The organism is Peribacillus sp. NPDC096540 (genome assembly GCF_050278525.1).
Lineage (GTDB): Bacteria > Bacillota > Bacilli > Bacillales > DSM-1321 > Peribacillus.
The window spans coordinates 1-26,552 of sequence record NZ_JBNNTG010000042.1 but is presented as its reverse complement, the minus strand read 5'-3'; the positions used below and the strand labels follow the sequence as shown (position 1 = coordinate 26,552).

The following is a 26,552-nucleotide window of genomic DNA, read 5'->3' as shown; positions in this document are numbered from 1 at the left end:
AATATACATACCAAGACAGAGGGAATATCTACAACAAAGATTAAAGAAGGTCTGTTAGTAGTTAATAATTGATACAAGAAGTAAGTAGGGGGAAAATTTAAAGTTGTTTTTATGGATCTGTTTTATTCGCTTCTGAATATTTTAATATTTTCCCTTATAGCGTAGTAATCAAAGTAAAAGTCTATAAAAGTAGTTTTATAAAATCATCAACTATTGATAATTTATAGTTGATGATTTTATCCTTGGAAAGGTAATTATGATTTTTGAATCAGGTGAAAATTCAATCAAAAAAGGGGATGCCCACTTAGTGAATAAGAAGGTATTAAAAAGAAAAATCGATTTCCTTAAAGAACCAATTGCTAATTACTTATCAAGGGAAAACCATCAGCGTGTAAATAATTATGCAAAGTTTTATGATAAATTAATAGTGAAAAAAAACACTATATTTTATGAGAGCCGCGATGGAAATAGTATCACTGACAGTCCATACGCGATGTTTAAATATATGGTAGGAAATCAAGACTTTAAAGATTTTGTGCATATATGGTCTATTCAAGATTTTAGTGCGCTTTCAGGTGTAATATCGAAGTATAAGGATATGCCTAATGTAAAATTTGTGCAACGTAATTCAAAGGATTATTTAAAGTATTTAGCGACAAGTGAGTATCTAATTAATAATTCAACATTCCAGTCTTTTTTTATACCGAAAAATGATCAAATTTATATTAATACTTGGCATGGTACACCACTTAAAAATATGGGGTTTGATATACCAGGTAATCCATCACTCTCTCAAAACGTTGTAAGGAACTTTTTAAGCACAGAATACATTTTGAGTCCTAATGCTCATACTACCAAAATTTTTACTGAAAGCTATAAATTAAACGGATTGTATAAAGGAAAAATTATCGAAGAAGGATATCCAAGAATTGACTTAACTCTGAATACAAATCCTGAAGAGTTTAATGATTATTTAAGAACTTTAGGTTTGGGAATCAATGGTAGTAAGGAGAATATTTTATACGCTCCAACTTGGAAGGGAACAAATCTTGCCAAAGTGGATAACGATGTTCTTCAGATCATTGCAGATATAAATTTTTTAGAAAATCAAATTGGAGAACAATATAATATATTGATTAAGGTACACCCTTATTTATATAAAGAAGCTAATAAGCATACAGAAATCAAGGATAGATTGATTCCTGATTATGTAGATACAAATGAATTGCTTGCTACAGTTGATTTGCTTATTACTGATTACTCTAGTATTTTCTTTGATTTCCTTGTTACAAATAAGCCAATTCTATTTTACACTTGGGATACAGATGTTTATACAGAACAAAGAGGGCAATACCTTAAAAATGATGAACTTCCAGGCCCGATGCTTTTTAACTCGAGAGAATTAGTTAATGCAATTAAGGATATTAAAAACGTGAAAATGAGTTATTGTGAAAAATATAAAATGATGCAGCAAAAATTCACGAACTATGAAGATGGGAAAGTAACAGAGAGAATTGTCCTTAGTATATTCAATAAGTCTACGAAAGAACTCAACACAATTACTGGTCTAGATTCCTCAAAGGAAAAAATATTAATATATCCTGGCGGGTTGAGAAATAACGGAATTACATCTTCTTTTCTTAACTTAATGAATAACATTGATTATGACAAATATGATGTCAGCTGTTTTACTGCTACGCCTCACTCTAATGAAGTCTTGAAAAATTTGGACAAGGTAAATAAGAATGTGCGTTTTCTTTTTAAACCTGGACTACCTGTTTATAAAATTTTTGAAGTGTATAGGAATAAATTTATTCATAACAGAGGGGAAAGAGGGTTTTTAGGGAAAAAGCTTTACCCAGAAAATGCTTATGTTAGAGAACATGCACGTTTATTCGGTAAAACAAAATTTGATTTTGTTATTGATTTTAGTGGTTATAGTCATTATTGGGCTAAATTCCTTCTATCTGCAGATGCAAAAAAGAAAGTTTGCTATATGCATAATGATTTGCATTCAGAAAGTGAGAAAACAATAAATGGAAAGAGACCTCATCGAATAAATCTAAGGGGACTTTTTTCCGTATATAATCGATTTGATAAACTTGTAAGTGTTTCTAAGGGAACAATGGAATTAAACCGAAAGAATTTGTTAGAGTATGCAGACTTTGATAAGTTCGATTTTGTTATGAATTCTATTAACCCAGAGAAAATCCTTCAAATTGAGTCAAATAAATCTGAAGTTATCGATAATGATGTAATATCAATGACTACAGAAAATTTCAAAGCAAGAGCGATATTAAAGGATATTAAGAATCACTATGCTTGGAATATCGTTCCTGGGAATTTGGGTGCTGTTCAGTTTCGTCTAGGAAAACGATATGAAAATGCTGAAATTGTGATTTCGAGAAAAGCCAGCGATGAGCATAATACTTTTTACAAATTCAGTTTTAACAATCAAATTATTGGATGGATAACCGATGAGGCCATTGAGTTATTGCCAGATAGTATTATTTACGAAAAAGAGCTTGATAAAATCGCAAAGCTGGTAAGGCCAGGAGGAAACCATATTTGGTCTAAACCATACAAGGTTGAAGGCGCATACAAAGTTTCTAATAGTCATGATTATAAAGGCATTATTGTGAAAGTTGATAAGGAAGTAAAAACACAACATTCTATATATAGTAGGATTTCAATTAATAATACGTTAATAGGATGGATAGATAATTCAGCTTTATTTATTCTTGAACATTGTTCAATTTATGGAAATTTGAGCAATATAGACAAGAAGAAAATTCATTTAAAAAGAAAGTATATTATATCCAGAAATTACAAAAGGAACAAAAATATAATTGATAATATTGAAAATAGAACTTTGAAAGAAATAAACATTAGTAAGCAGATGTATGGAATAATAACTAAACCAGAAAACCATACAATTTGGACAAAAGCCTATCCAAATTTTAAGGCTAAAAGAATAACTAAAGCAAAAGAGTTTGAAGGGCAAATTGTGAATATAATAAAAGTTAATGAAACTATAAAAGGTATTTATTACCTTTTTGAAATGGATAATGAGAAAATTGGGTGGCTGGATAACAGAGCATTTAAAATTATAGATACACCGATAAAGTTAAAAGAGAGAGAAGTACAGAGCACTTCAGAAATTAATTTGGGGAAAAAAGATTATATTTGGAATAAACCGTATGGGTTACAAGGTGCTAAGACGACGGTGAAAAATTTAAAAAGTCTTAATGGAAGTATAGTCAGTATAGATAAGGAAGCAGTTACTCTAAAGGGTACTTATTCTCATATAATAAAAGATGGTGTATCTCTAGGCTGGGTAGATAATAATGCTTTAAAAATAAAAGAAGTTTTTGGATTGGAGGTGGATAATCAATTTATCCCGTATCCCAGAAAAGATAATATTAATTTTGTCAACATGGGAAGATTATCTCCAGAAAAAGGTCAAGATAATTTGATTCATGCATTTGCAAGATTCCAAAAGGAACACAAAAATAGTAAGCTGTATATCTTAGGACAGGGTCCTTTAAAGGACGATTTACAGGACTTAATCAATGAGCTAGATATGAATAACTCAGTTCATCTTTTGGGACAACTTGAAAATCCTTTTTCGTTTATGAAAAAATGTGACTGTTTTGTTCTTTCTTCACATTATGAAGGTCAACCTATGGTTTTGTTAGAGGCGATGACTTTAGGAATGAAAATTATTGCTACGGATATAATTGCTAATCGAACTGTTTTGGAAAATGGTAAATATGGATTGCTTGTTGAAAATAGCATTAATGGACTTGAAAAAGGTTTATACTCTATGATTAGAAAAGAGAATCTCAAAATAGAAAATTTTGATTACAATCAATATAATTCTTTAGCGATGGAAACATTTATTAAATGCTTATAAAGTAGTGGGCAGGTTCTTTTCTCCAATTCAATGAGAAAGGAGCCTGCCCCACTCTATGAATAACCAAAGGGCACGTAAAAAGTACAATTGATTTCGAGATACATAATAATTATTTCACCATGGACTTGATAAAATAATAATAGTTCAATCGTTTGAAGCGCCTTTTTCAGTTATACCAATCCTTAATATACTGAAGATACTAGATTTGCTTGTTCAAAAGTCATATGTCTTGTTTGCTGGATTTTTTCACTTTTCAAAGGGTGTAGAGAGGAATTTAGACCCTTAATTTTAATGTTAAAGGTTTTCTAGATTGAAAGGAGAAATAGAAAATGATTTTAGTCGTTGGCGGTGCAGGTTATATTGGAAGCCACCTTGTAAAAGAATTAGTGAAAAATGAAGAAGTGGTTATTTTAGATAATTTCTCAACGGGTTTTCGTTCTTTGGTTGATTCGAAGGCTCTATTAATAGAAGGAAATTTAGGAGATACAGCGGTTTTAAATGATATTTTCACACAATATCCTATTAAGGCAGTTATGCATTTTGCTGCTAATAGCTTAGTTGGTGAGTCTGTTCAAGAACCTTATAAGTATTATGAAAATAATGTTGCTGCAACTATTACTTTATTAAATACTATGCTCAAGTATAATATTAAAAACTTTATTTTCTCATCTACGGCAGCCACTTATGGGATACCAAATGTAGATATAATTGATGAAGAACAACCAACTAATCCTATTAATCCATATGGACGTTCAAAATTGTTCGTGGAGCATATATTAGAAGACTTTGCACAAGCATATGGATTACATTATGTTGTTTTACGATATTTCAATGCAGCTGGAGCACATGATTCGGGAGAGATTGGTGAAAGTCATGATCCAGAAACGCATTTGATTCCTATTATTTTGCAACACTTATTAGGCCAACGTGAGAAGATTTCCGTGTTTGGTACGGACTATGATACACCAGATGGTACTTGTATCCGTGATTATATTCATGTAACGGATTTAGCTAAGGCTCATATATTAGCCCTTAATGCCTTATTATCTGGGAAGAAGAATACTGCTATTTATAATCTTGGGAACGGGAGAGGGTTTTCGGTTAAAGAAGTAATTGACACTTGTGAAAAGGTGACAGGAATAAAATCGAAAATAGAGTATACAGATCGTCGTCCTGGAGACCCTGCTCGACTCGTTGCTTCAGCTAATAGAATATATGAAGATCTAGGATGGAAAGCAGCGATAAGTTTAGAAGAAATCATTGGAAGTGCTTGGAAATGGCATAAAAGTCAAAAGAGCTAAATATTTAATTATGTAGGATTATATAAGGACACCTTAGCCGTTTGGTAGTGATTTCTCGTGAATCTCAAACCAAGGGTACGAGGTGTTTTTTGATTTTTATCCTAAAAGACAAAGAATCAGAGGGAAGTGAAGTTGATATAACAGCAATCGAACCAATGAGTATTGTTTTATATGCGAGAGAATCTTTGATTGAACCAGTTGTTGCCCGTGGACCTTTGTCATGAATACAGAAGAGGAAATTAATCAGGCTTACCTAGAGTATCGGCAAGGTACATTCTTGAAGGATTAACGAGTATATAAAATTGAATAGAAATAGGTTAATCTGAAGTTTCCCAGAGCAAGATAGTATGGAATCATGTTATAAGATAGAAGATAATTAAATGTTTTGCATGTAACAAGATAATATTTAGTATAAGAAATTAAAGAGCATCAACACTTGATGCTCTTTAATTTGATATTTCTAATAATTCCTTATGTTTGCTCTCTCTGTCTATGTATCTAGCAGATTCAGATTGAAACGCTGGAGCCGTATTCAATCATTCTATGATTCTTACTTTCACTTCTTTTCTTCCCCACGTTAAAGCATCCGCTTCTTTTGGGATGAATACATCAATTCTATTGCCTTTGATCGCTCCGCCCGTATCTACCGCCATGGCTTGTCCATAACCTTCAACCTCCACTTTAGAACCTAAAGGAATCACATTAGGGTCGACTGCTATCACTTTTGCGTCATCATACTTTTTTAAATCGACGCCCATTCTTGTGGTGCCAGAGCATCCGTAACAGCTTGCCGTATAAGCTGTGCTTGCAACGGTCAGCTCCTTAACATTTTTGCTTACTAAATTGGCTTTCTCCTCTAATTTGCCTAAAGTCCTTGCCCCGGCAATTCCATCAACAGATAAACTCTTTTGCTTTTGAAAATTTGAAACGGCCTGCTTTGTACCATTGCCATATATTCCATCGACCGTCGAAGTGTAAACACCCCATACCTTCAATAGCCTTTGTAGTTCAGCTACAGGCTTACCAATATCCCCACTGCGCAGAACTTTTATTTTCTGGTTCGTTTGTGAACCTGCTATTCCATCAACTTTTAGTCTTGATTTTTCCTGAAACTCCTTTACAGACTCTTTTGTAATCGAACCGAAGTAGCCTGTTGCTTCATGATAGGGGAAGACCCCTTTTGTCATTAATAATTCTTGTAGCTCCTTTACATCACTATGACTCGTTTCATACGAAAGTGTGCGATCTCCAACGGCAGCTTCTCCTCTAGTTGGCATACAAATTCCAATAATGAATACAGAAGCCGTTATGATCGTAAATAATATTTTTTTCATGTTTGTCCTCCTCGTTGTTTCTTGCCTTAAACAATTCGCTAAACTATCACTTTTTCAGGCGCAGTTAAGGAAAAACACCTCGAAGGCACTAAAGAATTGTTAATAGATGTAACAAACAGAGAACAGAATGGGGAGGATATATGATGACAATATCCTCAGTTTTAATAGCGTTTGTCATTTTTGAAGAAGCAGAAGAGGTGGCATTTACGCAAGTTTTTAGACATTCGTACTTAAAAGAAAGTTTTTTCTTCATTTACACAACCTATTAGGAAGATAATACTGAACTCCTCCCTTTCAATACTAGCTCTCCATATAATCAATGAATCAAAAAAAGTGGATGAAATCGATTTTACCAGTGGCCCATCCATGCGGAAGGTCATCAATTTCCGGTTTGGCTGAAAATAAGGTGATTGAGGTTGATTAAATGGAGCTGTCGTGACAGGTACGCCGAAGGAACTCAAACGTTTCCAAAACCTTGATTTTATCCGCGCCTCTATCCTTGGCGCTACAACCTATAAGTATTAATGGTGGAATCCATCATTTCATAGTAAAACAAACCCTTTGATTGTATTAACTCCCAATTATGAAGAAAAATATGGTAACATTTATTTATTATGGAAATAGTTTTAGAGATGGGGAAATCTACATGTTAACTAAACATAGTAATAACTTATTGATTATTTCATCTTTACTAGCAATAACAGGGCTAGTACTGATGTTTTCAAGTATTAATTTTGGCATTTCACTAGGGGATTCTTGGCTTGATAATCAGGAAGATGGAATCTATGATACTGACCAATACAATATGGTGGTTGAGACTCATAAAAATAATTTTATAATAATTGGAAGTGTCCTATTTGGCACTGGAATACTAACACTTATACTAACTTACTTCACATTTATATTAGGAAAAAAAGATAACGACAAACTTGTCTAACTGCTAGTCCTAGTGGATCAGGGCTGTCTATATGACAGTTCTTTTTTATTCAACGAGGCAGTTTGATCGTATTAATGTTATTTTCTCGGTGTATATGACGATGTGGAGTGAAATCATGCAATTTTCATCAGTAATCTTTTTTATAGCAATTACTGTTTTTATCCTTTACTACCTACCTTTAATAGCAAAGGACTTACATAACATACAAAACAGAATGAAGAAATTAAGGCCCTTTTAGAAAAGATAGTAAATAATCAGTTGAAAAATTAGATCTACCTATGTTTGATTAACGTGAAAGACTATAAAAAAGGGGTGGGAGAATGTTTCCTAAATTAGAAACAGAACGGCTTATCTTGAGAGAACTTACTGTAGATGATGCCCAGGATATATTAAACTGTTTTTCGAATCCAGATGTATTACGTTATTATGGACAAAAACCGTTAACCAGTTTAGAGCAGGTGAAAAATATTGTTGTGAATTTTGCTAATAACTACAATGAAAAACGCGGCATTAAATGGGGGATTGAAAGTAAAGAAAAGGAAGGCATTATCGGAACAATTGGATTTCACGATTGGTCTTCTGAACATAAGAGGGCTGAAATAGGTTATGCGCTTTTTCCAGAGAATTGGGGAAAAGGGCTTGCCACTGAGGCTGTTCTAGAAGTCATATCATATGGTTTTAAAGAATTAGATCTTAAGCGTATTGGAGCTATTGTGTTTGTAGAAAACAAAGCATCTAATGAGTTATTAATAAAATTAGGCTTTGAAAAGGAAGGGGTTTTAAAGAATTATATGTATCAAAATGATGTTCCATTTGATACGAACGTATACTCTTTACTGAAATAGGTGTAGTAGATGAAGTGCAAACCTTATTAAATGAACAACTATCGAAAAGAAATAGTTCTTGAACTATGGGGTATTGTAAAATATAGACACTAAACCAGTCAGGGAGTGAGCGTGAATTTTATGGGATTCCATAAAAATGACGAAGTCCAACTGCAAGATGTCAGAGAGAGTGACCTATCCGTCTTTTTCGAACATCAATTAGATTCTACTGCAAACAATATAGCTGCTTTCACATCTAAAGATCCTGCTGACAAAGCGGCTTTTTTGAAACACTGGACGAATATATTAGCGAACGAGAATATCTTGAAAAAGACGATATTTTACAACGGGTATGTGGTGGGCAACATTCTAAACTTTGAACAGTTTGGCAATCCAGAAGTCCGTTACTGGATTGGAAAGCAATATTGGGGCAAGGGGATTGCCACGGATGCACTGAGTAAATTCCTGCATGAAATAAATGTTCGTCCTCTTTATGCCCGAGCGGCTAAGGATAACCTTGCATCTATTCGAGTATTGAAAAAATGCGGGTTCGCAATTATCGATGAGGACAAAGGATATTCCAATGCACGAGGCGAAGAGGTTGAAGAATATATTTTGAAGCTTGGATCTAAATTCTAGATATGAATATGCGGGAAATCTTTAAATATAAAAGTTTCGAGATGGTGGAAGCTTTTTTTTGATATACCTTGGTCAGTAGTCATTGAATATATCCCATGTACCTATAAGGAAAATAAATGGAAACATTTGAATAAGATAATACTTCTATAATAAATTATCTTCACTAGATTTATTTTTTCTGAGTTGGTTCCCACCTTGGAGATTGCGTTATATCACAATATGGAAAAATATCAACATAGTAATAATATGCATAATATGGTAATATTACATTTGTGTGACTTTGGTAAATATACAAAAAGGAAGGTATTATATGTCTGAAACTGTTCTTAAGGTCCAATCCTTAACTAAAAAAATTGGAAAAGCCACCATTGTAGACAATGTTAGCTTTGAAATAAAAAGTAAGGAAATATTTGGTTTGCTTGGTCCAAATGGAGCTGGTAAAACCACTATTATTCGTATGATTACGGGTCTTATTAATCGTACGGGCGGTACAGTCATGATTAATGGACGTGACCTCGATAAAGATTTTGAAGGTGCCATGAATCAATTAGGTGCCATTGTTGAAAATCCAGAATTCTATAAATACATGACAGGCAGAAAAAATATCCTTCACTATGCTCGTATGTCACCTAATAAAATATCCAATGAGCGAATTGAAGAAGTAATAAAGCTTGTTAAATTAGATCATGCCATAGATAAAAAGGTTAAAACATATTCATTAGGAATGCGTCAGCGCCTTGGTGTAGCACAGGCAATTTTGCATAAACCGTCTTTGCTGATTTTTGATGAACCAACTAATGGTTTAGATCCACAAGGGATTCGCGAGTTTCGTGATTATTTGAAGGTACTGGCAAATGAAGGCGTGGGTATTTTAATTTCATCGCATTTGTTATCAGAAATGCAATTAATGTGTGATAGCTTTGCCGTTATTGAAAAGGGAAAACTCATACATACGAAAGAACATATTGTAGATGAAAAAACTGAAAAAATTAATGAAGTTCTTTTTACTGTCAGTGATGGAGAGCTAGCTAAAAAAATCCTTCAAGAACAGTTTGGTAACATACCTATTCTTAAACATGAGGCGAATTCAATTTCTGTAACAGCCACACGTGAACAAACGGCTAGTATAAACAGAAGTTTTAATGGTAATCAATTAGATGTTTATGAAATAGGCATTACTAGAAAATCACTAGAAGATAAATTCTTTGAAATAACTGAGCAGGAAATGAGGGAGTCTGTATGATGTCCTTGATAAGAAATGAATGGATGAAAATCTTTTCAAAAGGATCTACATATTTGTTTATCGTTTTTCTTTTATTGGCAGCTGTAGGAACAGCGTTGATTGATTATAAACTAAATCCAGTCGAATCAAGTAAAGATTGGAAGCAAGAGTTACAAGCAGAAATACAAGAACAGCAGAACGAATTAAAAAGTTCTAAAATTAGTGAAGATGAAAAGTCCATGATAATGGAAGAAATCGATTTAAATAAACAACTTTTAGACGCTAATATAAACCCTAACTTGCGTTCGAACTGGACGTATATGGCAAACTGGACTACCTCATTAACATCATTTGTTACACTATTTGTTGTAATTGTTTGCAGCTCCTTAGTTTCATCTGAATTTTCAGATGGCACCATTAAGCAATTGTTAATTAGACCTTATAAACGTTGGAAAATTCTCCTTTCTAAATATATAACATCACTATTATTTGCAGCGTTATTACTTGTGAGTCTATTTATATTCAGTTATATAGTAGGAATTTTATTCTTTGGAAATGGTTCGTATACAGATAAAATTCTAGATCCTTCATCTTTTGGTTTTAGTCCCGTAATAGTTGGGGATTATTTTGTTGATATGATCGTTTATTGGATACCAGGATTTTTAGTTATCACAACCATTGCTTTTATGTTAAGCACATTATTTAAAAGCCAAGCACTTGCAGTAGGAATTTCAATATCTATTTTATTTGCTTCTTCTACCTTAAATTTAGTAATACAGTCACTTATTGAAAAAAACGAGTGGTTAAAGTTCGTCTTATTCCCTCATCTCGATTTAAGAGGTTACATTTCTGAATCGTTCTCAATGTTTGAGGGAGCAACTCTTGGATTTTCTATAAGTATACTAGCAATTTATTATCTTATCTTTTTAGCATTAACCTTTTTCTTCTTTCAAAAGAAAGATATTTCTAACTAAGGTATGAACCGAAATCGGTCTTTGATTTCGGTTTTTCTTATTAAGAAAAAGGAATGTAAGGAATGAGGGGGGTGTTTTGGATTGGGGTTATTTTTTGAAAAAAGGGCAAAGAAAAGTACAAAATCATTTATTATAATAAAAATCTTAATGACCCTAGCAATATTGTTCATGTTAGTAATGGGCTTTATCAACGATTTTGATTTCTATTTTGTTATGTTCTTTACCTTATTAGGGGTTAATTCAGTAATAGATGGGGTTGAAAGTTATTCTCAAAAAGAAGATAAGCGGATCTATCTATTAAATTACGGATTTGCGGTTATATACATTCTTTTATCATTTCAATTTTTGAGGTAATTTTTTCTTGTTGAGCTGATAGGGCAGGATTGTGACAGAAGGTTTCTATAATACTGAAACTGATAATTGGCGCTTCTTTAATAAAAGGGGTCGCCTTTTCTTATGCAGAACTAGCGAAGCAGGGGAGTTTAGGAGGAATATGAGTATATAAAAAGCTCTCCATTAAGAAGAGCATTTATTGTACACTTTGATCAATTTTAAGGTAATACGGTTTGATTTGGATTATCCATAGCAGAAGGTGAACGAAAAGCTATGAAGAACCATAAAATATTTACAATTATTGCAACAAGACAAAGACCTGTGATAATAGCAATATATATATAGCTAATGTCTATAAATTTTGCTATTACTAAAACTGTTACAATTATTGAGGAATTTATCATTAGCCCGAAGCAACAAAACAAGGCTAAAACGAATCGTATTAAATCTATACCTATCAAATATATTATTAAGGGGAATAGATAAAAAACAAGTACCATTCCTATTGATATCCACATTCCTGAAGACCCGAATTGATTAGCATTCGCTCCTATATCTGCAAGTGGGGATAGTGAGATTGTGATCAATAAAACACAAAAAAGGACTGCTGACAGCAAAGTCATAAAAATAATTCCCTTTCTTTTTTTTCTCATAATTTTTCACTTCCTTTATGTTCTCATTTTATGGATGTTAAAATTGTTAAAATTAACCATCCGCTTTATCCTAACATAACTAGAATGTATTTACACCTTAAAATTTATTAGCGGTCTTATTTTATAATGTGTGTTTTATTTCAATAAAGAGTAAAGCCTTTTTCTATGAAACAAACGGGGCAGAATTAGTTGAATAACTGTCCTTTATTCAGATAAAAGGTCAATAAGAAATTAATATATTTGGAACTTTATCCAATTATATCCGTAAGTATCTATTAGAGGGTTTCTATGGACACTTTTTGGCATGGTGCTAGGTATCGGTGGAGGAATTTTATTGGGGATTAGTTCAGTAAAATTTTCTAATTAGTTATTGAAGTAGATTAGGCCTTTTGTTAATACATAAGATAGCTTTTTTATTCTAGTATAACGGGTTAATATGGAAGGTCGGTGGGGTACCTTGTTAAAAATATTAAGAATCGTTTTTTCGATAATAGTTCTTACTTTATCAGGATATGGTTTAATCACTAAAAATTTCGAGCTATCTTCATATATGATTTTTTTCTTAGGAGCATTAATGTTGGTGACAGGATTAGCCGAACTTCAAAAAGATAGAAAAAGATTTTGGGGGTATATGAACATTATTGTCTCTTTATATGCTTTCTTTGTTTCTATACAGGGGTTTTTATTGAACTAAGTGGCAAGATAGTTGGAAAATTCACGCTGTGTTGTGACAAGATAATAAAACCTGTTGAAAGAAGGGTTCTGAATAATAGTAAATGAATAGGTGTGGTTCATATTGATAAAAGATAAAAAATTTATATATTTAGCTCTCATTTTTTTATTTGTGTCTATGGCATTAAACTTCCCTTTCCCACATGAAAGTCCTTATGGTGAGACAGTTGCTTCGGTTTTAAATATACCTGTTGAATCAGTAAATGGATTACAGTATATAGGAATTGCATCATTATTATTTTTAATTATGAGCCTAGTTTTTCTTGTGAAATCATTGGAAAAATATCATGGTAGATTTGTAGTACTGGCAATTATGGTTGCAATGTTTACTCCTCCTTTTTTAGCCAGTTCGTTTCAAAAATATTTTGCAACAGGCATTTACGCCATTTCCTATGAACGTGATATAAGTAGTTGTAGTTTTGAAATGACCAATGAGACAACATTGCATGGGGAATGTGAACTTCTTTTTGAAAACTACAGCAGGGATGATGCACAATTCACTATTGAATTTTTTGACGAGTACGAAGATGATGTAAAAACGATTTCACTTATGAATACCGATTCTCCATATGAGGTAACGTTAAGAGGAAAAGAGCGTAAAAGGGTGAAAATCGATACTGATATTGATGTATCACAGATGGAAAGTCATATTGAAAGTGGGGATTCATGGAATATGAATATTATCATTAAGTCGGGGGAAAGAATCAGAAAATTATGAGGGAGGGATTAAATATAAGAAAGGTTGAAGTAACTAGATATAATAACCAATGGCCATTGATGTATAAGGAAGAGGCTAATGTAATACATAAGATTTTCGGACCTGAAATAATTGAAATATATCATTTCGGAAGTACTTCTGTTATCGGACTAAAGGCAAAACCAGTTATTGATATCATGGCTGTGGTAAGAAAAATCCATCTAATAGATGAGTTTAACAAGAATTTGTTAGGGATTGGTTATGAGCCGAAAGGAGAAAACGGATTATCTGGACGTAGGTTTTTTCAAAAAGGAGGAGATAATCGAACTCATCACCTCCATATTTATCAATTAGGCAATCCGGGAATAGAACGTCATCTTGCTTTTAGAAATTACTTACGAGAAAATCCTTCCGTTGCAGAAAAATATGGTGATTTAAAAGAGGAATTGTCATATCGATTTCCTTACGATATGGATTCGTACATCAAAGGAAAAGAAAAGTTAATATTGGAAATTGAACGAAAAGCCTTATCTTGGTATCGGAGTTCAAGAGGATGACGACATATTTATAAATAAAGGGACTTTTTTTAAGTTAATAAAGTATATAGTTCTTTGATGGAAAGAAAGCAAATTAAGCATTTTTAACAATCTTTCGAAATTTATTAAAGCCAGCTAATGAAGCCTTTGTAGATCCTTTGAAAATCAGGAATTTTTGGAATTTGATGTTAAAAATTTAAGAGGGGGATTAGTTAAATAATTTTATGACTCAAGGACCCTTTTGGAAAAGGCTCTAAATAAGGAGATAGATTGTTAAAGAAGAAGATGGCAACTGAACTTAATCTAAAATGAAACCACCACCCGAAGGTGAAGGTTTCTTATTGTATCGAGGAAATATGACAAATTACTGTTCTTCTAAGATGGTTACAGAAACACTTTGTTTATTATTTGGTTCATCAAGGGAATGGATTGTAGCTATTCCATTCTGTTCATCCACGTGCTCAATGTAGATACTTTCCCCATTATAGGTTACATTAGCCATAATTGGTGAAGAAGCAATTTCTTCTGCTCGTTGTGCGTTCATTTTGCCACCTCCTTTGGATTTGCAACTGTAATAATATTTGTTCCAAATTTCTAAAATATACATGTTGTAATTGAAATGCTTCCAAGTTCAAGTTAAGAAAACATAGAGCTAAGATTAGATATGGTCTAAAATACCAGGGGGTTCACTAGGACCATATTAAGATATTTTTCAAATGTCCAGTTCTTCAAAATGATGAGATAGATGACCTCTTATTTAATGAACGAGGGCTTAAATTTTAAAATGGGGGTTGCTGCGGCAGCCCTTTTCTTATTGTGCTAACGTGGAATTTAGTTTAACACTCTTTCAACTTACAATAATTGGTGTCAAATGGGGATATGGAAGAATATTATTGAAGGTAACGAGTAAGAAAGAAAGGGAGAAAAAATATTAAAACAAAGGAGAGTTAAACATGGATGAAAAACAACGAGAAACAAAAGAAATGAATTTAACATCACTCATGAAAGACTATGCCAACTACAACCTCTGGGCAAATGCCCAATTGATAGATTGGCTGAAAACAAAGCCATCTGAAATAATAGAACAGAAAATACCTTCGAGTTTTCCGAGTATCAAATGGACACTCAAGCATGTTTCTGATGGTGAGAAATTTTGGTTGGAAGTGTTAAAGCAGGAGTCAACACCGGATTTAGGTGTTTTCAGTGATCGATCAAATAAGACTGTCGAAGAAGTGTTTAAAATGATTATGGACAATTCCAAAGAACTGGCCCAATATGTGAATTCACTTACCGAAAGTTCAATAACAAAAGATTGCCATGTAGAAACTCCATGGTTTAATGAAACCCGTCCAAGATTTGAATATATTCTCCATGTAATGAATCACAGTACCTATCATCGAGGGCAAATTATAACTATTGGACGAAATGTTGGATTAACCGATGCCCCTATGACAGATTTTAATATTTACAATTTTTTTGGAAAGTCCGCCACATAATGCTTCTTAATATATTTTACCGTAATTCTGCGGATAACTTATTTTTTAGCTAATGGTGGAGTTAGTTTAACTAAACAAATTAAGGAAGTCGATACTTTAACGTACACTAATCGGCTTTTTTAGGTTGAAAACTTGCTTTCATTGAAGATCTGGCTGCCCTCTGGCCGCTTTTTTTGTTTATGCAACTACCTGTCCATTCATGAACATTTTCATAAACTATTAATTTAATTTTCTATTTTTCTATTTTTCAATTGATATACTGTTGATATATAACCAGGAGGGACATCTATGAAAAAAGCAAAAAAAATACTTATCTAGAACTATTTATAACATGTATCGTTATATTAATTTTAATTTTTAAGTTGCCTAGCACTTTATTTTTTGTTTTAGGAGCTGGTTTTATAATTAATATGATAGCAATTGAAATAAAATATAAAAATAATCATTAAATTAAGAGATTTTTATTGTATCAATAAAATAATAACCATCATTTGATCCAGTTTGTCTATATTTATAAGCAATTTTTACTTTAAATGATTTTGCAGTTGATTTTTTTAATTTATCACTTACTAATTTACCATTAGTACTTCTATAAGAAGTTAATAAAGTTACTCCAATACCTGATGATATTGAAAGATAAGGCTTTAATGGTGTAGTTAATATTGTTGTTGCTATTCCAGCTAGAACATTTGCTGAAGTATCTTTATCATCAATGTATTTACTTATTTTATTAAGTTCTTCTCTAGTAATTGTTTTTGTTGTAGTAAAATTATATCCTATATCTTCTGTTTTTTTCGGGTGTGTCCAAATCACTGTTTGAGCAGCTTCTACATTATTTCCTAATAAATTAATACCTAATGCACTAACTGGCCCCTTCATTGAGGACCTGCCATCATACATACTTCTTCCATGTTTAGACATGCTAAACATTGGAGGTGAAAAGCGTGGATAATTCTGATTCTAAAAAGGTAGAACAAAATAATAAAAATAAGCATGGTAGTAAAGTCGGAAATCTTGAATATACAACAGAACAGCTTATGAACGGGATGAATGGAATTCAAGAAGCATATCTCACTAATATGGATGATGGTGATGAAAAAGAAACTCCTAATAAATAATGAATGTAGTAAGCATAGCTATACAGTTATGCTTACTTAATTTTGTTCTTCATTGTATGAAATCCTCCGAAATCTACAGTGAATAGTTATTTCAATATTCTAAAAATATCCTTGACTTTATTCGGAATTGAAGTAAGATAAAGTACATAGCAATAGTGTATACAGGTAGATTACCGAAGTTTTCTGATCTACATTGTATCCAATGCCTCAAATTGACTTAGGTGAAAAGATGAATATGAAAAATAACTGTCAAATCTAATAGACTTCGTTTTAGCAACGGAGCAAACCTTAGATCAAAACCAGTTATATCAATTATTTCTTATTGATATAACTGGTTTTTTTATTTTATCATTCACTCTTTTACTGTTTCTTCCTAAGTCGATAAGATTCAACTGCTGATTGACCTCCAATTGATATCGATTTTTTTAGCAATTCCTTTAAAACGTGTAAGATCCACCGGAGGAGATAAGCAGAAAGCAATGTTCAAAACGGTATAAAGTATTTTAAATCTTGTAGCAGGGGTGGGAATTATATGATAGGTACGAAGCAAACTAGACTCGCAATAGATGTAGGTGGAACATTTACGGATGTTTTTGTTTTTGATGAAAGCACGAAGGAAATTTCAATAACCAAAACATCGTCAACTCCATTAAATCCTGAGATTGGTATATTAGATGGAATTGCAAAAGCGGAAATAGATTGTGAAAATATTAAAGTGTTTTCCCATGGTACGACGGTGGGCACCAATGCCTTGATTGAAAGAAAATTGCCAAAGACAGCATTGATCACCTCTAAAGGGTTTCGGGATGTTTCAGAAATTCGCCGTGGAACCAAACTCGAGTTATGGGATACGTATGATGATGTAGCCAAACCGTATATTCAAAGAAGAGACCGTTTTGAAGTGGAAGAACGCACCGACTATTCAGGGAACGTTCTGACAGAAATCAATGAAGAGGAAGTACGGTTACTCGCCAGGAAACTAAAGAAACGCGGTACAGAGTCCATCGCTGTTTGCTTCATTAACTCGTATGTCAATGGAAGCAACGAAGCAAAAGTGAAACAAATCATTCAAGAGGAACTGCCGGATGTCTACATATGCATTTCGAGTGAAGTCCTGCCTGAAATTTTTGAACATGAGCGCATGAGTACGACGATTGTCAACGCGGTTTTAGGACCGACTGTAAGTAACTATATCAAAACGCTTGAAGGAGAAATGAATAAAAGAGGATATAAAGATGATATTTTAGTTCTTCATTCTGGTGGAGGCGTAATGACGTCACAAACCGTTCCACGTTATGCTGCAAGATTGGCTAGCTCCGGTATTGCAGCTGGTGCCATCGCTAGTAAACATATTGCTCAACTTTGCGGGTTTAATAATGCAATTGGGCTGGACATGGGAGGAACGAGTACCGATATTTCCTTGATGCATGAAGGTGATTTACGGATTACAAAAGATTGGTATATAGAGTATGGATATCCGATTGGATTTCCAAGTATCGAAATTTTGACGATAGGGGCAGGCGGCGGAAGCTTAGCCTGGGTTGATGAAGGTGGTTCTTTACGAAACGGACCTCAAAGTGCAGGGGCTGTTCCTGGACCTGCTTGCTATAGCAGAGGCGGAGTAGAGCCGACTAATTCAGATGCCAATATAGTATTAGGACGCCTTGGCACAAAACTATTAGACGGACAAATGGAATTGGATAAAGAAAAAGCGATAGAAGCCGTGGATAAAATAGCTAAGAAGTTCAATTATACAATTGAAGAGGCGGCGAATGCCATTACACGGGTGGCCAATGCCAATATGTGTGATGCGCTCCGGTTAATTTCAGTAAGACGCGGATATGATCCACGTGATTTTGCACTTGTAGCTTTTGGTGGGGCTGGTCCTTTACATGGAGCATACCTAGCAAAGGAAATGGAAATCCCGACTGTAATCATTCCTCCGCATCCAGGTGTTGCGGCGGCAATGGGATGCCTGCTTGTTGATGTTCGTCATGATATCTCCAAAACATATGTCAAGAATGTTAAGGATGTGTCGTTAGAGGATTTAGAGAAAGAGTTTATTGGAATGGAAAAAGAGGCCGAGGAATTATTGCAAGAAGAAGGGGTTTCTAAAGAAGCTTCTACCTTGATGCGATATATTGACATGAGGTATATGGGGCAATGGCGTTCATTGGCAATAGAAGTTGACTGTCCAATCTCTTCATTAGAAGAGACTCTGAACCGTTTCCATCAAGAACATGAACGGGAATTTTCTTTCTCTGATAAAGACCAAACGGTGGAAATTTACGGGCTGCTCGTTACGGCTATAGGAACTGTGCCAAAACCTGAATTTCCTTCCTATGAACCTGGTGGCACGCTTGAGGATGCTTTGAAAGAAACGCGTGATGTTTATTTTGAAGACGAAGGTTATGTAAATACAAACGTGTATAACCGAGAACTAATTCCTGCATTCTCTGAAATTCAAGGACCAGCCATAGTAGATCAGCTCGATACAACGACTGTTATTCCTCCAAACTTCACGGCTAAAGTTGATAAATATAGGAACTTAATTCTTTCACTAAATAAATAAAAAGAGGTGGATTCTATTGTCGAATAAACAGTTAATTGACCAATCTGGAGTTGGAACCGGTTTAGATCCCGTGACGTTTGAAGTGATAAAAAATGGCTTCGTTAACCTAGTAGATCAGATGGCTGAGCAGATTCTTCGGACATGCTACTCCTTTGTTATTTATAACCGAGACTTCAGCTGTGCGCTTTGTGATGCAGAAGGAAATACAGTTATGCAAGGAACACAGGATATTTCCGTTCATGTTGGAACGCTGCATCTTACAGCGAAAGCGGTACTGGAAGACTTCGAAGGTGATATCCACCCAGGGGACGTTTTCTTAGTCAATGACCCGTATCGTGGCGGTACTCATTTCAATGACACACGGGTGCTCTTGCCTGTCTTTCATGGTGAAAAGCTTATTGCGTTCATGCAAACAAATGGTCACTGGGCAGACATGGGAGGATCAACACCTGGATCCTTTGATATTAATGCCAAAGAGCATTTCGGTGAGGGTGTAAGAATTCCACCTCTTAGGATATATAGTAAAGGAACGTTTTTAAAAGATGTGGTTAATGTTCTCGTTTCGAACATGCGTGTACCAGAAGAACGGGTAGGTGACCTCCGAGCTCAAGTGGAAGCTGCGAAAGTAGGCGAGCGCCAGTTGTTTGCCATCATCGAAAAGTATGGAATCGATACAACTCTGTCTGCCTTTGCAGAAGTGCAGAATTATGTAGAACGTTTAGCAAGAGCCAAGGTTGCGGCTTTGCCAAACGGTACATGGGAGACCGTTGATTATATTGATATGGATCCTGAAGTAGGTGACGGATTAATTCCGATTAAGGTCAAGATGACCATAACAGATGATGAAATTCTTTATGATCTTTCTGGTTCCCACTCTTATATTGGCTGTTTTTTAAATGCAGGTTTCGGGGCTTCTTTATCGGCTACGTATTCAGGTACCAAGACATTTTTCCCTGAGATTCCGTTGAATTCTGGTTTTTATAGAGTGGTAAAGGTTGAACTGCCTGAAAACTCAGTCGTCAATGCTCCTGCACCGGTGGCTGTAACAGGATTTTGTTCAGGGGCATATGAAAAAATCATGAGTGCTTGTTTTGAACTTTGGTCTAACATTATGCCAGAGAGAGCCATTGCTTGCTCGTTTAACCTCGAGTATTTACTGATCGGCGGGTGGGATCAACGTCAGGAACAAGATAAATACTTTATGTGGTATGACTGGATGGCTGGAGGGCATGGAGGCCGTTCCGATCGAGACGGTGTGAATGCCACTTCACCAACATTCGGTTTGGGACTTAGTGTTCAGCCTTGTGAAGGTCAAGAAAGATTGTCACCTGTTGTTACGATGAAACATGAAATTATTACAGATTCAGCTGGTCCTGGGAAATACCGCGGCGGGTGCGGTGTAGAAAAAGGCGGAACACTCACAAATGTCAAAAACACGGTTATGTCCTATTGTTGTGACCGTTCTCGCTCGATAACATGGGGTATTTTTGGAGGGCTGCCTTCTTCTCCACATGGAGCATGGCTGAATCCGGGTAAGGAAGACGAACAATATTTAGGGGCGATTTTTTCAAATGTAAAAGTGCAACAAGGGGATTCCTTTGTACGCCCATCAGCAGGGGGCGGTGGTTTAGGGGATCCGCTTGAAAGAAGTCCTGAAGATGTTTTGGAAGATGTTATTGATGAGTATGTATCAATCGAGAGGGCCAAAAAAGATTACGGTGTGGTTATTAATGAAATCGATAAAGATCTGGATTTGTTTGAAATAGATTATGAAGCAACGGATCAAGCTAGATCATATATAAGAAATAATCGTAAACAATGGCTTGAAGAGAACGTTCAGATTGTTGAAGAGAAATTCGCGAATGGTGAACTGGATAACCTGGATGTCATTCGTCAACACGGAGTCATCATAGATTATGCAACTAATAAAGTACTGCCAGAATCAACAAAACAATTCCGTGAATCTATGAAAACCCGTACACTAGCTTATTGGAAATAAGCTGACACTACCAAGTTAATAAAAAATTATTATGACTCGTTAATGAGAGGTTCCGATTAGATTCGGAACCTTTTTTAGCTTTAAGGGGAACTTTCTAATTAAGAAGGAAAAAACTTCGCCAATAGAGAATGTATTAATAACAAAAATCACAGGGGAAATGTGCCAAAAAGGGAGTGGAGAATAGTGAGTTTTCCTTTAAATGAGGAAGATAAAATAATGGAATTTCTTGTGCAAAACAAAAGTGAGATTGAGGAACAGCTTTTGTCGGAAGCAGTCAATGTCAGAGAGAAAATTGAAGAAATCTTGTTGATTGGAAATGTCGACCTTTTGAATAATGCACATAAGCTGATCCGTTATATCGTGGAGCAGAATGAGGATGATATGATTGCCTTTGCCGAAAAAGAAGGAGTAGTCTGGGCAACTTATTCCTTAACTCTCTCGTTCAAACTGGAATGGATCCAAGCTATCCGAAGAACGCTGTGGAATTTTCTTTATGAATTTGAAAAATTAAAAGATGTGTTTAACGACTCGAAAGTCTTTTTCGATTTAGAGAAAAAAGTGAATGAAAAGGTTGATATTTTCCTTAAATCTTTTTTTATCAGTTATTCTGATTATAAAGACAAATTTATTCTAGCTCAGCAAAACTTGGTAGAAAATCTATCTGTTCCTATCATCCCCATCACTCCCTCTACCTGCGTCCTGCCGTTAATTGGATCGATTGATGAATCGCGTATGCGTATAATCGAGGAAAAGGTATTGATGGAAATAGGTAACCTGAAGATTCAAATCTTGATCCTTGATTTATCTGGTATTCTTGAAGTGGAGGTTGAGATCATTAATCAATTAATGAAGATTCTCGATGGGACCTCGATGATGGGGTGTAAAGCTGTGATTACTGGATTACGCCCAGAAATTGTTACAAAAATGATACGTGCAGGGCTTTGTTTCGATAATAAAGCAGAGATAAAGGGAACGCTACAGCAGGCCTTAGGGGATTATATGGTTGTGAGTTAAATCGTAACAGTTAAAGGTCACCATGTAGTGGTGACTTTTTTTGTTGTGAATATGGAATATAAAGAGAGGTTCTTTGCTGTTTTTGTCGAAATGAAGTAAGTAGATATAAATAGGAGGGAAGTATAACACATAATATTGCAATGTGAACTGCACAGAAGGGAACCAGTTAAGGTATTGTGCAAATCCAAACTGCGAAAACGGACCATTGTTCAGCTGGCAGCTTAATAAAGGAGAAACTACATCCATTAACCTAATTCAAGAGTATATAAATAGAATTGTTAAATATGATAAAGATGGGCCAACAATTAATTCTATTTTAGAAATAATCCCAGAAAATATACATAACCGAATCATTGGATTGAAACGAAAAGTCTTTGCACTTTGGTAGGGAATTCTAGATGGAACCTGAATGGGCTAAATAATGGAAGGTAAGTAAGATGAAATTGTGGCAGTCTTGCCGCGCAATAACCTGGATGGATTAGTAATTCTAGAACAAATGTGGGCCAATATTGTCACGCGCGATGGCATGCCTGAGAAAGATAGCATTAATATTGAAATGAAGAAAGGAAAATTAAAATGAATAGAAATGCACTATTCCAACTCTCTTTGGCTATGGCCATATTTGGAACTGTTGGTTTTTTCTCTGAACTCACAGGCCTTCCGGCAATGGAACTGGTTTTTGTTCGTTGCATATGTGCTGCAGTATTCTTATGTACTGCTTGGGTAATGACAGGGAATTATAAGAAAGAAAAATGGAATTTCAAAGAGGTACCGTTGATCATTTGCTGTGCGGGAGCCAACTTATTAAACTGGATATTTCTCTTTAAATCGTTTGAATTGATATCCGTGACGATTGCTATTTCACTTTATCATTTAGCTCCTATGATTGTTCTCATTATAGGGAGCTTCATCTTTAGAGAGAAATTGACATTGTTCTCTATCTTAGCAATCTTTCTATGTTTCATAGGAACATTATTTATTATGGGAACAGATGGGTTCCGTTCATCATCTCCTGAATGGGAAGGAATTATATATGGAGTGCTTGCGGCGCTTTTCTATGCCGCAACAATGATTTTAGGAAAGAGCATTACAAAGACAAGCGTGTATGCCACCACTTCTCTTCAAATGTTTATAGGTATTCTATTACTAGTTCCGTTTATTGATTTTTCAACCTACACAGTCCTACATTCAGCGGAGTGGTTTTACGCCATTTTCACCGGTATCGTTCATACAGGCGTTGTGTACCTTCTGTTTTTTAATAGTATTCGTCACTTGCCTACAAACATAGTCTCTTTTATGATTTTTGTAGACCCGTTTGTTGCTATACTTTTAGATATCTTGATTACTGGATTTCAGCCAGATTTGCTTCAATGCCTAGGAATTTTATTAATTTTCAGCGGATTGTTTTATGTACTTAAGGCTCCTAAAACCCTTACTGACTCCGAAAACAAGGCCATGTAGAAGAGTTATCAAATAGCTCGGAATTGATTACTATAAAGAATACTGGGGATCTGTATCCAACTTTAGTGAAAATGGTTTCGGTTATTGGATTCTTCATAAAGGAAAAGTGGTTAGTGAATGTTACTTCAATTTTTTCTTCACTACAATACTCAGAAATTGATATTGCAACTCACGAGGATTATAGGGGACAAGGATTAGCATCTAGCATTGTAAAAACATTAATAGATCACTGTCTTGAAAATGATATAATGCCACGCTGGGATTGTGACATATTAAATAAGTCGTCTATAAAATTAGCTGAAAAATCAGGGTTTGGAAATCCTGTGCAATATTCAATTTTTGTATAAAAAACATTTATTCCATTATTCCATAAAAGGGTGCATTGTCTTGGACTATGTTGGTTGTGTGGAGGAACGTGATTGTTAAACGCGAAAAAGAAGTTGTCACATAAAGGATCTGCTCCTTATGCGACAACCTCTTTTTGTAATGTTCATTATCCAATTAAAAAGACGCATGAATCATAAATAAAATGAGAAACCCAATAGCCAGTTTAAAGTGCCATTTTTTATCTTTTCTCTTGAATCGTCTAAGCCCCATAAATAGGAGGAAAACCAAAAGAATAATAGCAAGAATTCCCGTGATATGCGTAAAGTCCCATTTAAATCCTCTTATGATCGCCAAATATCCATGAAGAAAAACGGCTCCAGTTGATGCTAACGCAAGAGGAACATGCCATTTTCTTACTAACTTTCCGAGAAACTGTAGGAAACTTTTTAATTGAAAATTCCCCCACTTTATCGTTTTCAAGCGTTTCCACTTTAATAAAAGAAAAACAGGATAGATAGCCAAAACCGCAAAATACAAAATTCTTGAAATCGACCCAAATTGTTTTACGATTATCTTATAATGTTTGTAATCTTGCATCATTAGCTGCTGATGATTAAGAGAAATAAGTAAAATTCCAATGAAAAATAAACAAATAGTTATGGTTAAACTGATAATGATGGTTCTTAGTTCTTTTGGATTTGGAATATAGCTGGATAAAAAGTGATTGTTTTTTCTTGTATTTTGTTTTGAACTCATCTTATAGTACCCCTAGTTTTTGAATGTAAAATATAATGTCAGTATAGTCTGTATAAATGAAAATTTAATGAAAATCAAATGAAAATTGGATTATTTTTATAGAATGTACGAAAATATCTAAAACCATACTGTAGGAAAGCTAAAGAAAAACCCCTTTCTCCATCCATGGATAAAGGGGCAGAAGCTTATTATGATTAAACTGTTTTTAGGAATTTATGTATACGGGTCATGCCACCATACGGTTTCGATACAATTACTTTACGAATACCTGGTTTTGAAGTGATTAAATACGAACACAAGGATGTTTCCGACATCGGAAAAATACCATTAGAAACCTATTAATATAAATCACCTTATAGAGCTAACAGGGCAGGTTTGTGCAATAAAAGGTAGTAAAATTTAAGAGGGAATGTGGGTAGAAATAGAGAATTTAAATTTAATGGAATTTCAAAAGTTCGGTGGTAACTCTGAAAGGAGGATTTAGTAATTGAGAAAAGCACTTTTAAGTATTTCTTTACTTGTTATTTTACTTATTGCAGGTTGTTCTCAGGACAACAAAGAAAATGCAAACGTTAATACCAAAAAAGCCAGTTCCGCATCAGAAGAAAATCAACAGTGGGATTTATCTCCTGAATTTGAAACATCAACAGGAGATAAATTAGTTGGACAAAAAGATAAAGTAGGAATAGTTGGACCTGAGTTTAAAGCTGGTGAAGTAAATAAGTGGCTGTGGCATTTTTGGGGAGATGAACAAACTATAAAAGGTGGCAATTTTAAAGTGGTTGCTATAAACAAAGACACAGGAGAAAATGAAATGGCTTTAGTCACAGATGCCGGTACAGCTAATGAAAGGAAAGTTTGGAATTACGAGGAGTTAGCTTACAGTCCTAATGGAGTTAGGGGCTCAGATAGCTCAAGGCCTTCTAATATATCATTACCCAAAGCTGGGATATGGCGTTTAGAAGTCTTTATCGGTACCGAACGTTTTGGAACAATTGTTGTCGATGTAAAGTAGAGAAATTATAGATCTTTTTATTAAACAAAAGAATGCGATTGTAAAAAATATAGAAGGTGGTCCTATATCATGAATGTACAAGTAAAGCTTAAAGATATTATTGAAGAAATGGAAATACAGTTTGAAGAGTCTCAATCATTTCTAAATATTAAAACTGGTGAGATTATTTTAGTAACTTCTGATGATTTGAGAACTGCTGAAGATGATCAACCATTCGATCATTTACCTGATTGGCAACAAGAAAATTTAAAGGTTGCTAATGATGTTGTTGAAAACTTTGAGAATTATATAGAGTTACCAACTAAATATGATGTCAATGAATATGAAATGATGGAAGACTTTTGCCTAACTGTTGGTGATCTACGTAAGCAAAATACTTTATTATTAGAAATCAAGGGAAAGGGTGCCTTTAGAAGATTTAAGGACAAAATAATAAATCTTGATATCGAAGATCAATGGTTTTCATATCGTGACGAGCGTTATAAACAAATTGCAAAAGAATGGTGTCAAGATAATAACGTCAACTATATTGAATAGATAAGACAAAGTGCGATTGCTAAATAAGAGTAATCGCTTTATTTTGTTAAATGACAATAAAGTTTGGATTTGAGTCAATATTTTGGACACTAAAAAGTTAAATCTTAAGCTGTATTCCTAATTCGATCTTCAATGGCTTGTGGGGTTTGATAGCCCAAG

Annotated in this window: 28 protein-coding genes; 23 read left to right on the top strand and 5 right to left on the bottom strand. The window is 34.3% G+C overall.

Translation table 11 applies throughout. The features are described 5' to 3' along the window. Nucleotides 1-256 precede the first annotated feature (256 nt). The 4 genes from ACQKMR_RS24540 (at nt 257) to ACQKMR_RS24525 (ending at nt 5,506) form a co-directional block, all read left to right on the top strand. A complete protein-coding gene (locus ACQKMR_RS24540; RefSeq protein ID WP_427699634.1) occupies nt 257-3,916 on the top strand; it encodes a CDP-glycerol glycerophosphotransferase family protein in 3,660 nt (1,219 codons plus the stop codon). 329 nt (nt 3,917-4,245) lie between these two features. Continuing rightward, on the top strand, nt 4,246-5,217 hold the full coding sequence (galE, locus tag ACQKMR_RS24535; protein WP_427699633.1) for a UDP-glucose 4-epimerase GalE: 972 nt from the start codon (nt 4,246-4,248) through the stop codon (nt 5,215-5,217). Nucleotides 5,218-5,306: 89 nt separating this feature from the next. Beyond that, nucleotides 5,307-5,441 carry a hypothetical protein gene (locus ACQKMR_RS24530; protein WP_427699632.1) on the top strand — a complete coding sequence of 45 codons (135 nt, stop codon included), beginning with the start codon at nt 5,307-5,309 and terminating at the stop codon, nt 5,439-5,441. Continuing rightward, nucleotides 5,438-5,506: a hypothetical protein gene (locus ACQKMR_RS24525; RefSeq protein ID WP_427699646.1), complete on the top strand. Its 69-nt coding sequence runs from the start codon at nt 5,438-5,440 to the stop codon at nt 5,504-5,506. The genes ACQKMR_RS24530 and ACQKMR_RS24525 overlap by 4 nt, the downstream gene beginning before the upstream one ends. A 247-nt stretch (nt 5,507-5,753) precedes the next feature. Here ACQKMR_RS24525 and ACQKMR_RS24520 read toward each other — a convergent pair whose 3' ends face one another. Further along, nucleotides 5,754-6,551, bottom strand: a complete 798-nt coding sequence (locus tag ACQKMR_RS24520) for a peptidoglycan-binding protein (RefSeq protein ID WP_427699631.1) — start codon at nt 6,549-6,551, stop codon at nt 5,754-5,756. Between the two features lie 143 nt (nt 6,552-6,694). Here ACQKMR_RS24520 and ACQKMR_RS24515 point away from each other — a divergent pair, with 143 nt between their 5' ends. From ACQKMR_RS24515 to ACQKMR_RS24490, 6 genes are all read left to right on the top strand, one after another. Continuing rightward, complete coding sequence (locus ACQKMR_RS24515; protein WP_427699630.1) at nt 6,695-6,820, top strand: hypothetical protein; 126 nt, start codon at nt 6,695-6,697, stop codon at nt 6,818-6,820. Between the two features lie 377 nt (nt 6,821-7,197). Then, nucleotides 7,198-7,488 (top strand): hypothetical protein, encoded by a 291-nt coding sequence (locus tag ACQKMR_RS24510; RefSeq protein WP_427699629.1) that lies wholly within the window; start codon nt 7,198-7,200, stop codon nt 7,486-7,488. Between the two features lie 320 nt (nt 7,489-7,808). After that, nucleotides 7,809-8,333 carry a GNAT family N-acetyltransferase gene (locus tag ACQKMR_RS24505; RefSeq protein WP_427699628.1) on the top strand — a complete coding sequence of 175 codons (525 nt, stop codon included), beginning with the start codon at nt 7,809-7,811 and terminating at the stop codon, nt 8,331-8,333. Between the two features lie 120 nt (nt 8,334-8,453). Then, a complete protein-coding gene (locus ACQKMR_RS24500) occupies nt 8,454-8,951 on the top strand; it encodes a GNAT family N-acetyltransferase (RefSeq protein ID WP_427699627.1) in 498 nt (165 codons plus the stop codon). A 310-nt stretch (nt 8,952-9,261) separates the two neighbouring features. Continuing rightward, nucleotides 9,262-10,194, top strand: a complete 933-nt coding sequence (locus ACQKMR_RS24495) for an ABC transporter ATP-binding protein (RefSeq protein WP_427699626.1) — start codon at nt 9,262-9,264, stop codon at nt 10,192-10,194. After that, the gene (locus ACQKMR_RS24490) at nt 10,194-11,147 is read left to right on the top strand and encodes an ABC transporter permease (RefSeq protein WP_427699625.1); all 954 of its coding nucleotides are present in this window, start codon (nt 10,194-10,196) and stop codon (nt 11,145-11,147) included. Before ACQKMR_RS24495 ends, ACQKMR_RS24490 begins: the two co-directional genes overlap by 1 nt. Before the next feature lie 551 nt (nt 11,148-11,698). On the opposite strand, the gene ACQKMR_RS24485 is transcribed toward ACQKMR_RS24490, so the two are convergent. Then, nucleotides 11,699-12,133, bottom strand: coding sequence for a DUF5391 family protein (locus tag ACQKMR_RS24485; protein ID WP_427699624.1), 435 nt, complete (start codon nt 12,131-12,133; stop codon nt 11,699-11,701). A gap of 457 nt (nt 12,134-12,590) precedes the next feature. Between ACQKMR_RS24485 and ACQKMR_RS24480 the strand changes: the two genes are divergently transcribed. The 3 genes from ACQKMR_RS24480 (at nt 12,591) to ACQKMR_RS24470 (ending at nt 14,119) form a co-directional block, all read left to right on the top strand. Beyond that, complete coding sequence (locus ACQKMR_RS24480; protein ID WP_427699623.1) at nt 12,591-12,827, top strand: DUF3953 domain-containing protein; 237 nt, start codon at nt 12,591-12,593, stop codon at nt 12,825-12,827. A 102-nt stretch (nt 12,828-12,929) separates the two neighbouring features. Then, nucleotides 12,930-13,583: a hypothetical protein gene (locus ACQKMR_RS24475; protein ID WP_427699622.1), complete on the top strand. Its 654-nt coding sequence runs from the start codon at nt 12,930-12,932 to the stop codon at nt 13,581-13,583. After that, a complete protein-coding gene (locus ACQKMR_RS24470) occupies nt 13,580-14,119 on the top strand; it encodes a GrpB family protein (RefSeq protein ID WP_427699621.1) in 540 nt (179 codons plus the stop codon). The genes ACQKMR_RS24475 and ACQKMR_RS24470 overlap by 4 nt, the downstream gene beginning before the upstream one ends. 343 nt (nt 14,120-14,462) lie before the next feature. Here ACQKMR_RS24470 and ACQKMR_RS24465 read toward each other — a convergent pair whose 3' ends face one another. Then, nucleotides 14,463-14,642: a small acid-soluble spore protein H gene (locus ACQKMR_RS24465; RefSeq protein WP_053347758.1), complete on the bottom strand. Its 180-nt coding sequence runs from the start codon at nt 14,640-14,642 to the stop codon at nt 14,463-14,465. 409 nt (nt 14,643-15,051) lie between these two features. Here ACQKMR_RS24465 and ACQKMR_RS24460 point away from each other — a divergent pair, with 409 nt between their 5' ends. Then, the gene (locus ACQKMR_RS24460; protein WP_427699620.1) at nt 15,052-15,594 is read left to right on the top strand and encodes a DinB family protein; all 543 of its coding nucleotides are present in this window, start codon (nt 15,052-15,054) and stop codon (nt 15,592-15,594) included. A 450-nt stretch (nt 15,595-16,044) separates the two neighbouring features. Here the strand turns inward: ACQKMR_RS24460 and ACQKMR_RS24455 are convergent, their stop codons facing one another. Then, nucleotides 16,045-16,473, bottom strand: coding sequence for a hypothetical protein (locus tag ACQKMR_RS24455; protein WP_427699619.1), 429 nt, complete (start codon nt 16,471-16,473; stop codon nt 16,045-16,047). A gap of 65 nt (nt 16,474-16,538) precedes the next feature. On the opposite strand from ACQKMR_RS24455, the gene ACQKMR_RS24450 reads away from it, so the two are divergent. From ACQKMR_RS24450 to ACQKMR_RS24420, 7 genes are all read left to right on the top strand, one after another. Continuing rightward, complete coding sequence (locus tag ACQKMR_RS24450) at nt 16,539-16,712, top strand: hypothetical protein (RefSeq protein WP_427699618.1); 174 nt, start codon at nt 16,539-16,541, stop codon at nt 16,710-16,712. 532 nt (nt 16,713-17,244) lie between these two features. Continuing rightward, a complete protein-coding gene (locus ACQKMR_RS24445; protein ID WP_427699617.1) occupies nt 17,245-19,284 on the top strand; it encodes a hydantoinase/oxoprolinase family protein in 2,040 nt (679 codons plus the stop codon). Between the two features lie 16 nt (nt 19,285-19,300). Beyond that, the gene (locus ACQKMR_RS24440) at nt 19,301-21,283 is read left to right on the top strand and encodes a hydantoinase B/oxoprolinase family protein (protein ID WP_427699616.1); all 1,983 of its coding nucleotides are present in this window, start codon (nt 19,301-19,303) and stop codon (nt 21,281-21,283) included. Between the two features lie 183 nt (nt 21,284-21,466). Further along, complete coding sequence (locus ACQKMR_RS24435) at nt 21,467-22,297, top strand: STAS domain-containing protein (RefSeq protein ID WP_427699615.1); 831 nt, start codon at nt 21,467-21,469, stop codon at nt 22,295-22,297. 576 nt (nt 22,298-22,873) lie between these two features. Continuing rightward, nucleotides 22,874-23,758 carry a DMT family transporter gene (locus ACQKMR_RS24430; protein WP_427699614.1) on the top strand — a complete coding sequence of 295 codons (885 nt, stop codon included), beginning with the start codon at nt 22,874-22,876 and terminating at the stop codon, nt 23,756-23,758. A 22-nt stretch (nt 23,759-23,780) separates the two neighbouring features. Continuing rightward, on the top strand, nt 23,781-23,918 hold the full coding sequence (locus ACQKMR_RS24425; RefSeq protein WP_427699645.1) for a GNAT family N-acetyltransferase: 138 nt from the start codon (nt 23,781-23,783) through the stop codon (nt 23,916-23,918). Next, nucleotides 23,872-24,105: a GNAT family N-acetyltransferase gene (locus ACQKMR_RS24420; protein ID WP_427699613.1), complete on the top strand. Its 234-nt coding sequence runs from the start codon at nt 23,872-23,874 to the stop codon at nt 24,103-24,105. The genes ACQKMR_RS24425 and ACQKMR_RS24420 overlap by 47 nt, the downstream gene beginning before the upstream one ends. 154 nt (nt 24,106-24,259) lie before the next feature. On the opposite strand, the gene ACQKMR_RS24415 is transcribed toward ACQKMR_RS24420, so the two are convergent. Further along, on the bottom strand, nt 24,260-24,841 hold the full coding sequence (locus ACQKMR_RS24415; RefSeq protein WP_427699612.1) for a hypothetical protein: 582 nt from the start codon (nt 24,839-24,841) through the stop codon (nt 24,260-24,262). Between the two features lie 487 nt (nt 24,842-25,328). Between ACQKMR_RS24415 and ACQKMR_RS24410 the strand changes: the two genes are divergently transcribed. Both ACQKMR_RS24410 and ACQKMR_RS24405 read left to right on the top strand, forming a co-directional pair. Beyond that, nucleotides 25,329-25,856, top strand: a complete 528-nt coding sequence (locus tag ACQKMR_RS24410; protein WP_427699611.1) for a hypothetical protein — start codon at nt 25,329-25,331, stop codon at nt 25,854-25,856. 69 nt (nt 25,857-25,925) lie between these two features. Beyond that, nucleotides 25,926-26,393, top strand: a complete 468-nt coding sequence (locus ACQKMR_RS24405) for a UPF0158 family protein (protein ID WP_427699610.1) — start codon at nt 25,926-25,928, stop codon at nt 26,391-26,393. The last annotated feature ends 159 nt before the right edge of the window (nt 26,394-26,552 follow it).

Excerpts from the sequence above, each read along its gene's own strand:
- ACQKMR_RS24490 (WP_427699625.1), top strand. The coding sequence starts at position 10,194 with ATGTCCTTGATAAGAAATGAATGGATGAAAATCTTTTCAAAAGGATCT.
- ACQKMR_RS24510 (WP_427699629.1), top strand. The coding sequence starts at position 7,198 with ATGTTAACTAAACATAGTAATAACTTATTGATTATTTCATCTTTACTA.
- ACQKMR_RS24430 (WP_427699614.1), top strand. The coding sequence starts at position 22,874 with ATGAATAGAAATGCACTATTCCAACTCTCTTTGGCTATGGCCATATTT.
- ACQKMR_RS24455 (WP_427699619.1), bottom strand. The coding sequence starts at position 16,473 with ATGAAGGGGCCAGTTAGTGCATTAGGTATTAATTTATTAGGAAATAAT.
- ACQKMR_RS24485 (WP_427699624.1), bottom strand. The coding sequence starts at position 12,133 with ATGAGAAAAAAAAGAAAGGGAATTATTTTTATGACTTTGCTGTCAGCA.
- ACQKMR_RS24520 (WP_427699631.1), bottom strand. The coding sequence starts at position 6,551 with ATGAAAAAAATATTATTTACGATCATAACGGCTTCTGTATTCATTATT.
- ACQKMR_RS24515 (WP_427699630.1), top strand. The coding sequence starts at position 6,695 with ATGACAATATCCTCAGTTTTAATAGCGTTTGTCATTTTTGAAGAAGCA.
- ACQKMR_RS24470 (WP_427699621.1), top strand. The coding sequence starts at position 13,580 with ATGAGGGAGGGATTAAATATAAGAAAGGTTGAAGTAACTAGATATAAT.
- ACQKMR_RS24500 (WP_427699627.1), top strand. The coding sequence starts at position 8,454 with ATGGGATTCCATAAAAATGACGAAGTCCAACTGCAAGATGTCAGAGAG.
- ACQKMR_RS24540 (WP_427699634.1), top strand. The coding sequence starts at position 257 with ATGATTTTTGAATCAGGTGAAAATTCAATCAAAAAAGGGGATGCCCAC.
- ACQKMR_RS24415 (WP_427699612.1), bottom strand. The coding sequence starts at position 24,841 with ATGAGTTCAAAACAAAATACAAGAAAAAACAATCACTTTTTATCCAGC.
- ACQKMR_RS24445 (WP_427699617.1), top strand. The coding sequence starts at position 17,245 with ATGATAGGTACGAAGCAAACTAGACTCGCAATAGATGTAGGTGGAACA.
- ACQKMR_RS24495 (WP_427699626.1), top strand. The coding sequence starts at position 9,262 with ATGTCTGAAACTGTTCTTAAGGTCCAATCCTTAACTAAAAAAATTGGA.
- ACQKMR_RS24505 (WP_427699628.1), top strand. The coding sequence starts at position 7,809 with ATGTTTCCTAAATTAGAAACAGAACGGCTTATCTTGAGAGAACTTACT.
- ACQKMR_RS24460 (WP_427699620.1), top strand. The coding sequence starts at position 15,052 with ATGGATGAAAAACAACGAGAAACAAAAGAAATGAATTTAACATCACTC.
- galE (WP_427699633.1), top strand. The coding sequence starts at position 4,246 with ATGATTTTAGTCGTTGGCGGTGCAGGTTATATTGGAAGCCACCTTGTA.
- ACQKMR_RS24405 (WP_427699610.1), top strand. The coding sequence starts at position 25,926 with ATGAATGTACAAGTAAAGCTTAAAGATATTATTGAAGAAATGGAAATA.
- ACQKMR_RS24465 (WP_053347758.1), bottom strand. The coding sequence starts at position 14,642 with ATGAACGCACAACGAGCAGAAGAAATTGCTTCTTCACCAATTATGGCT.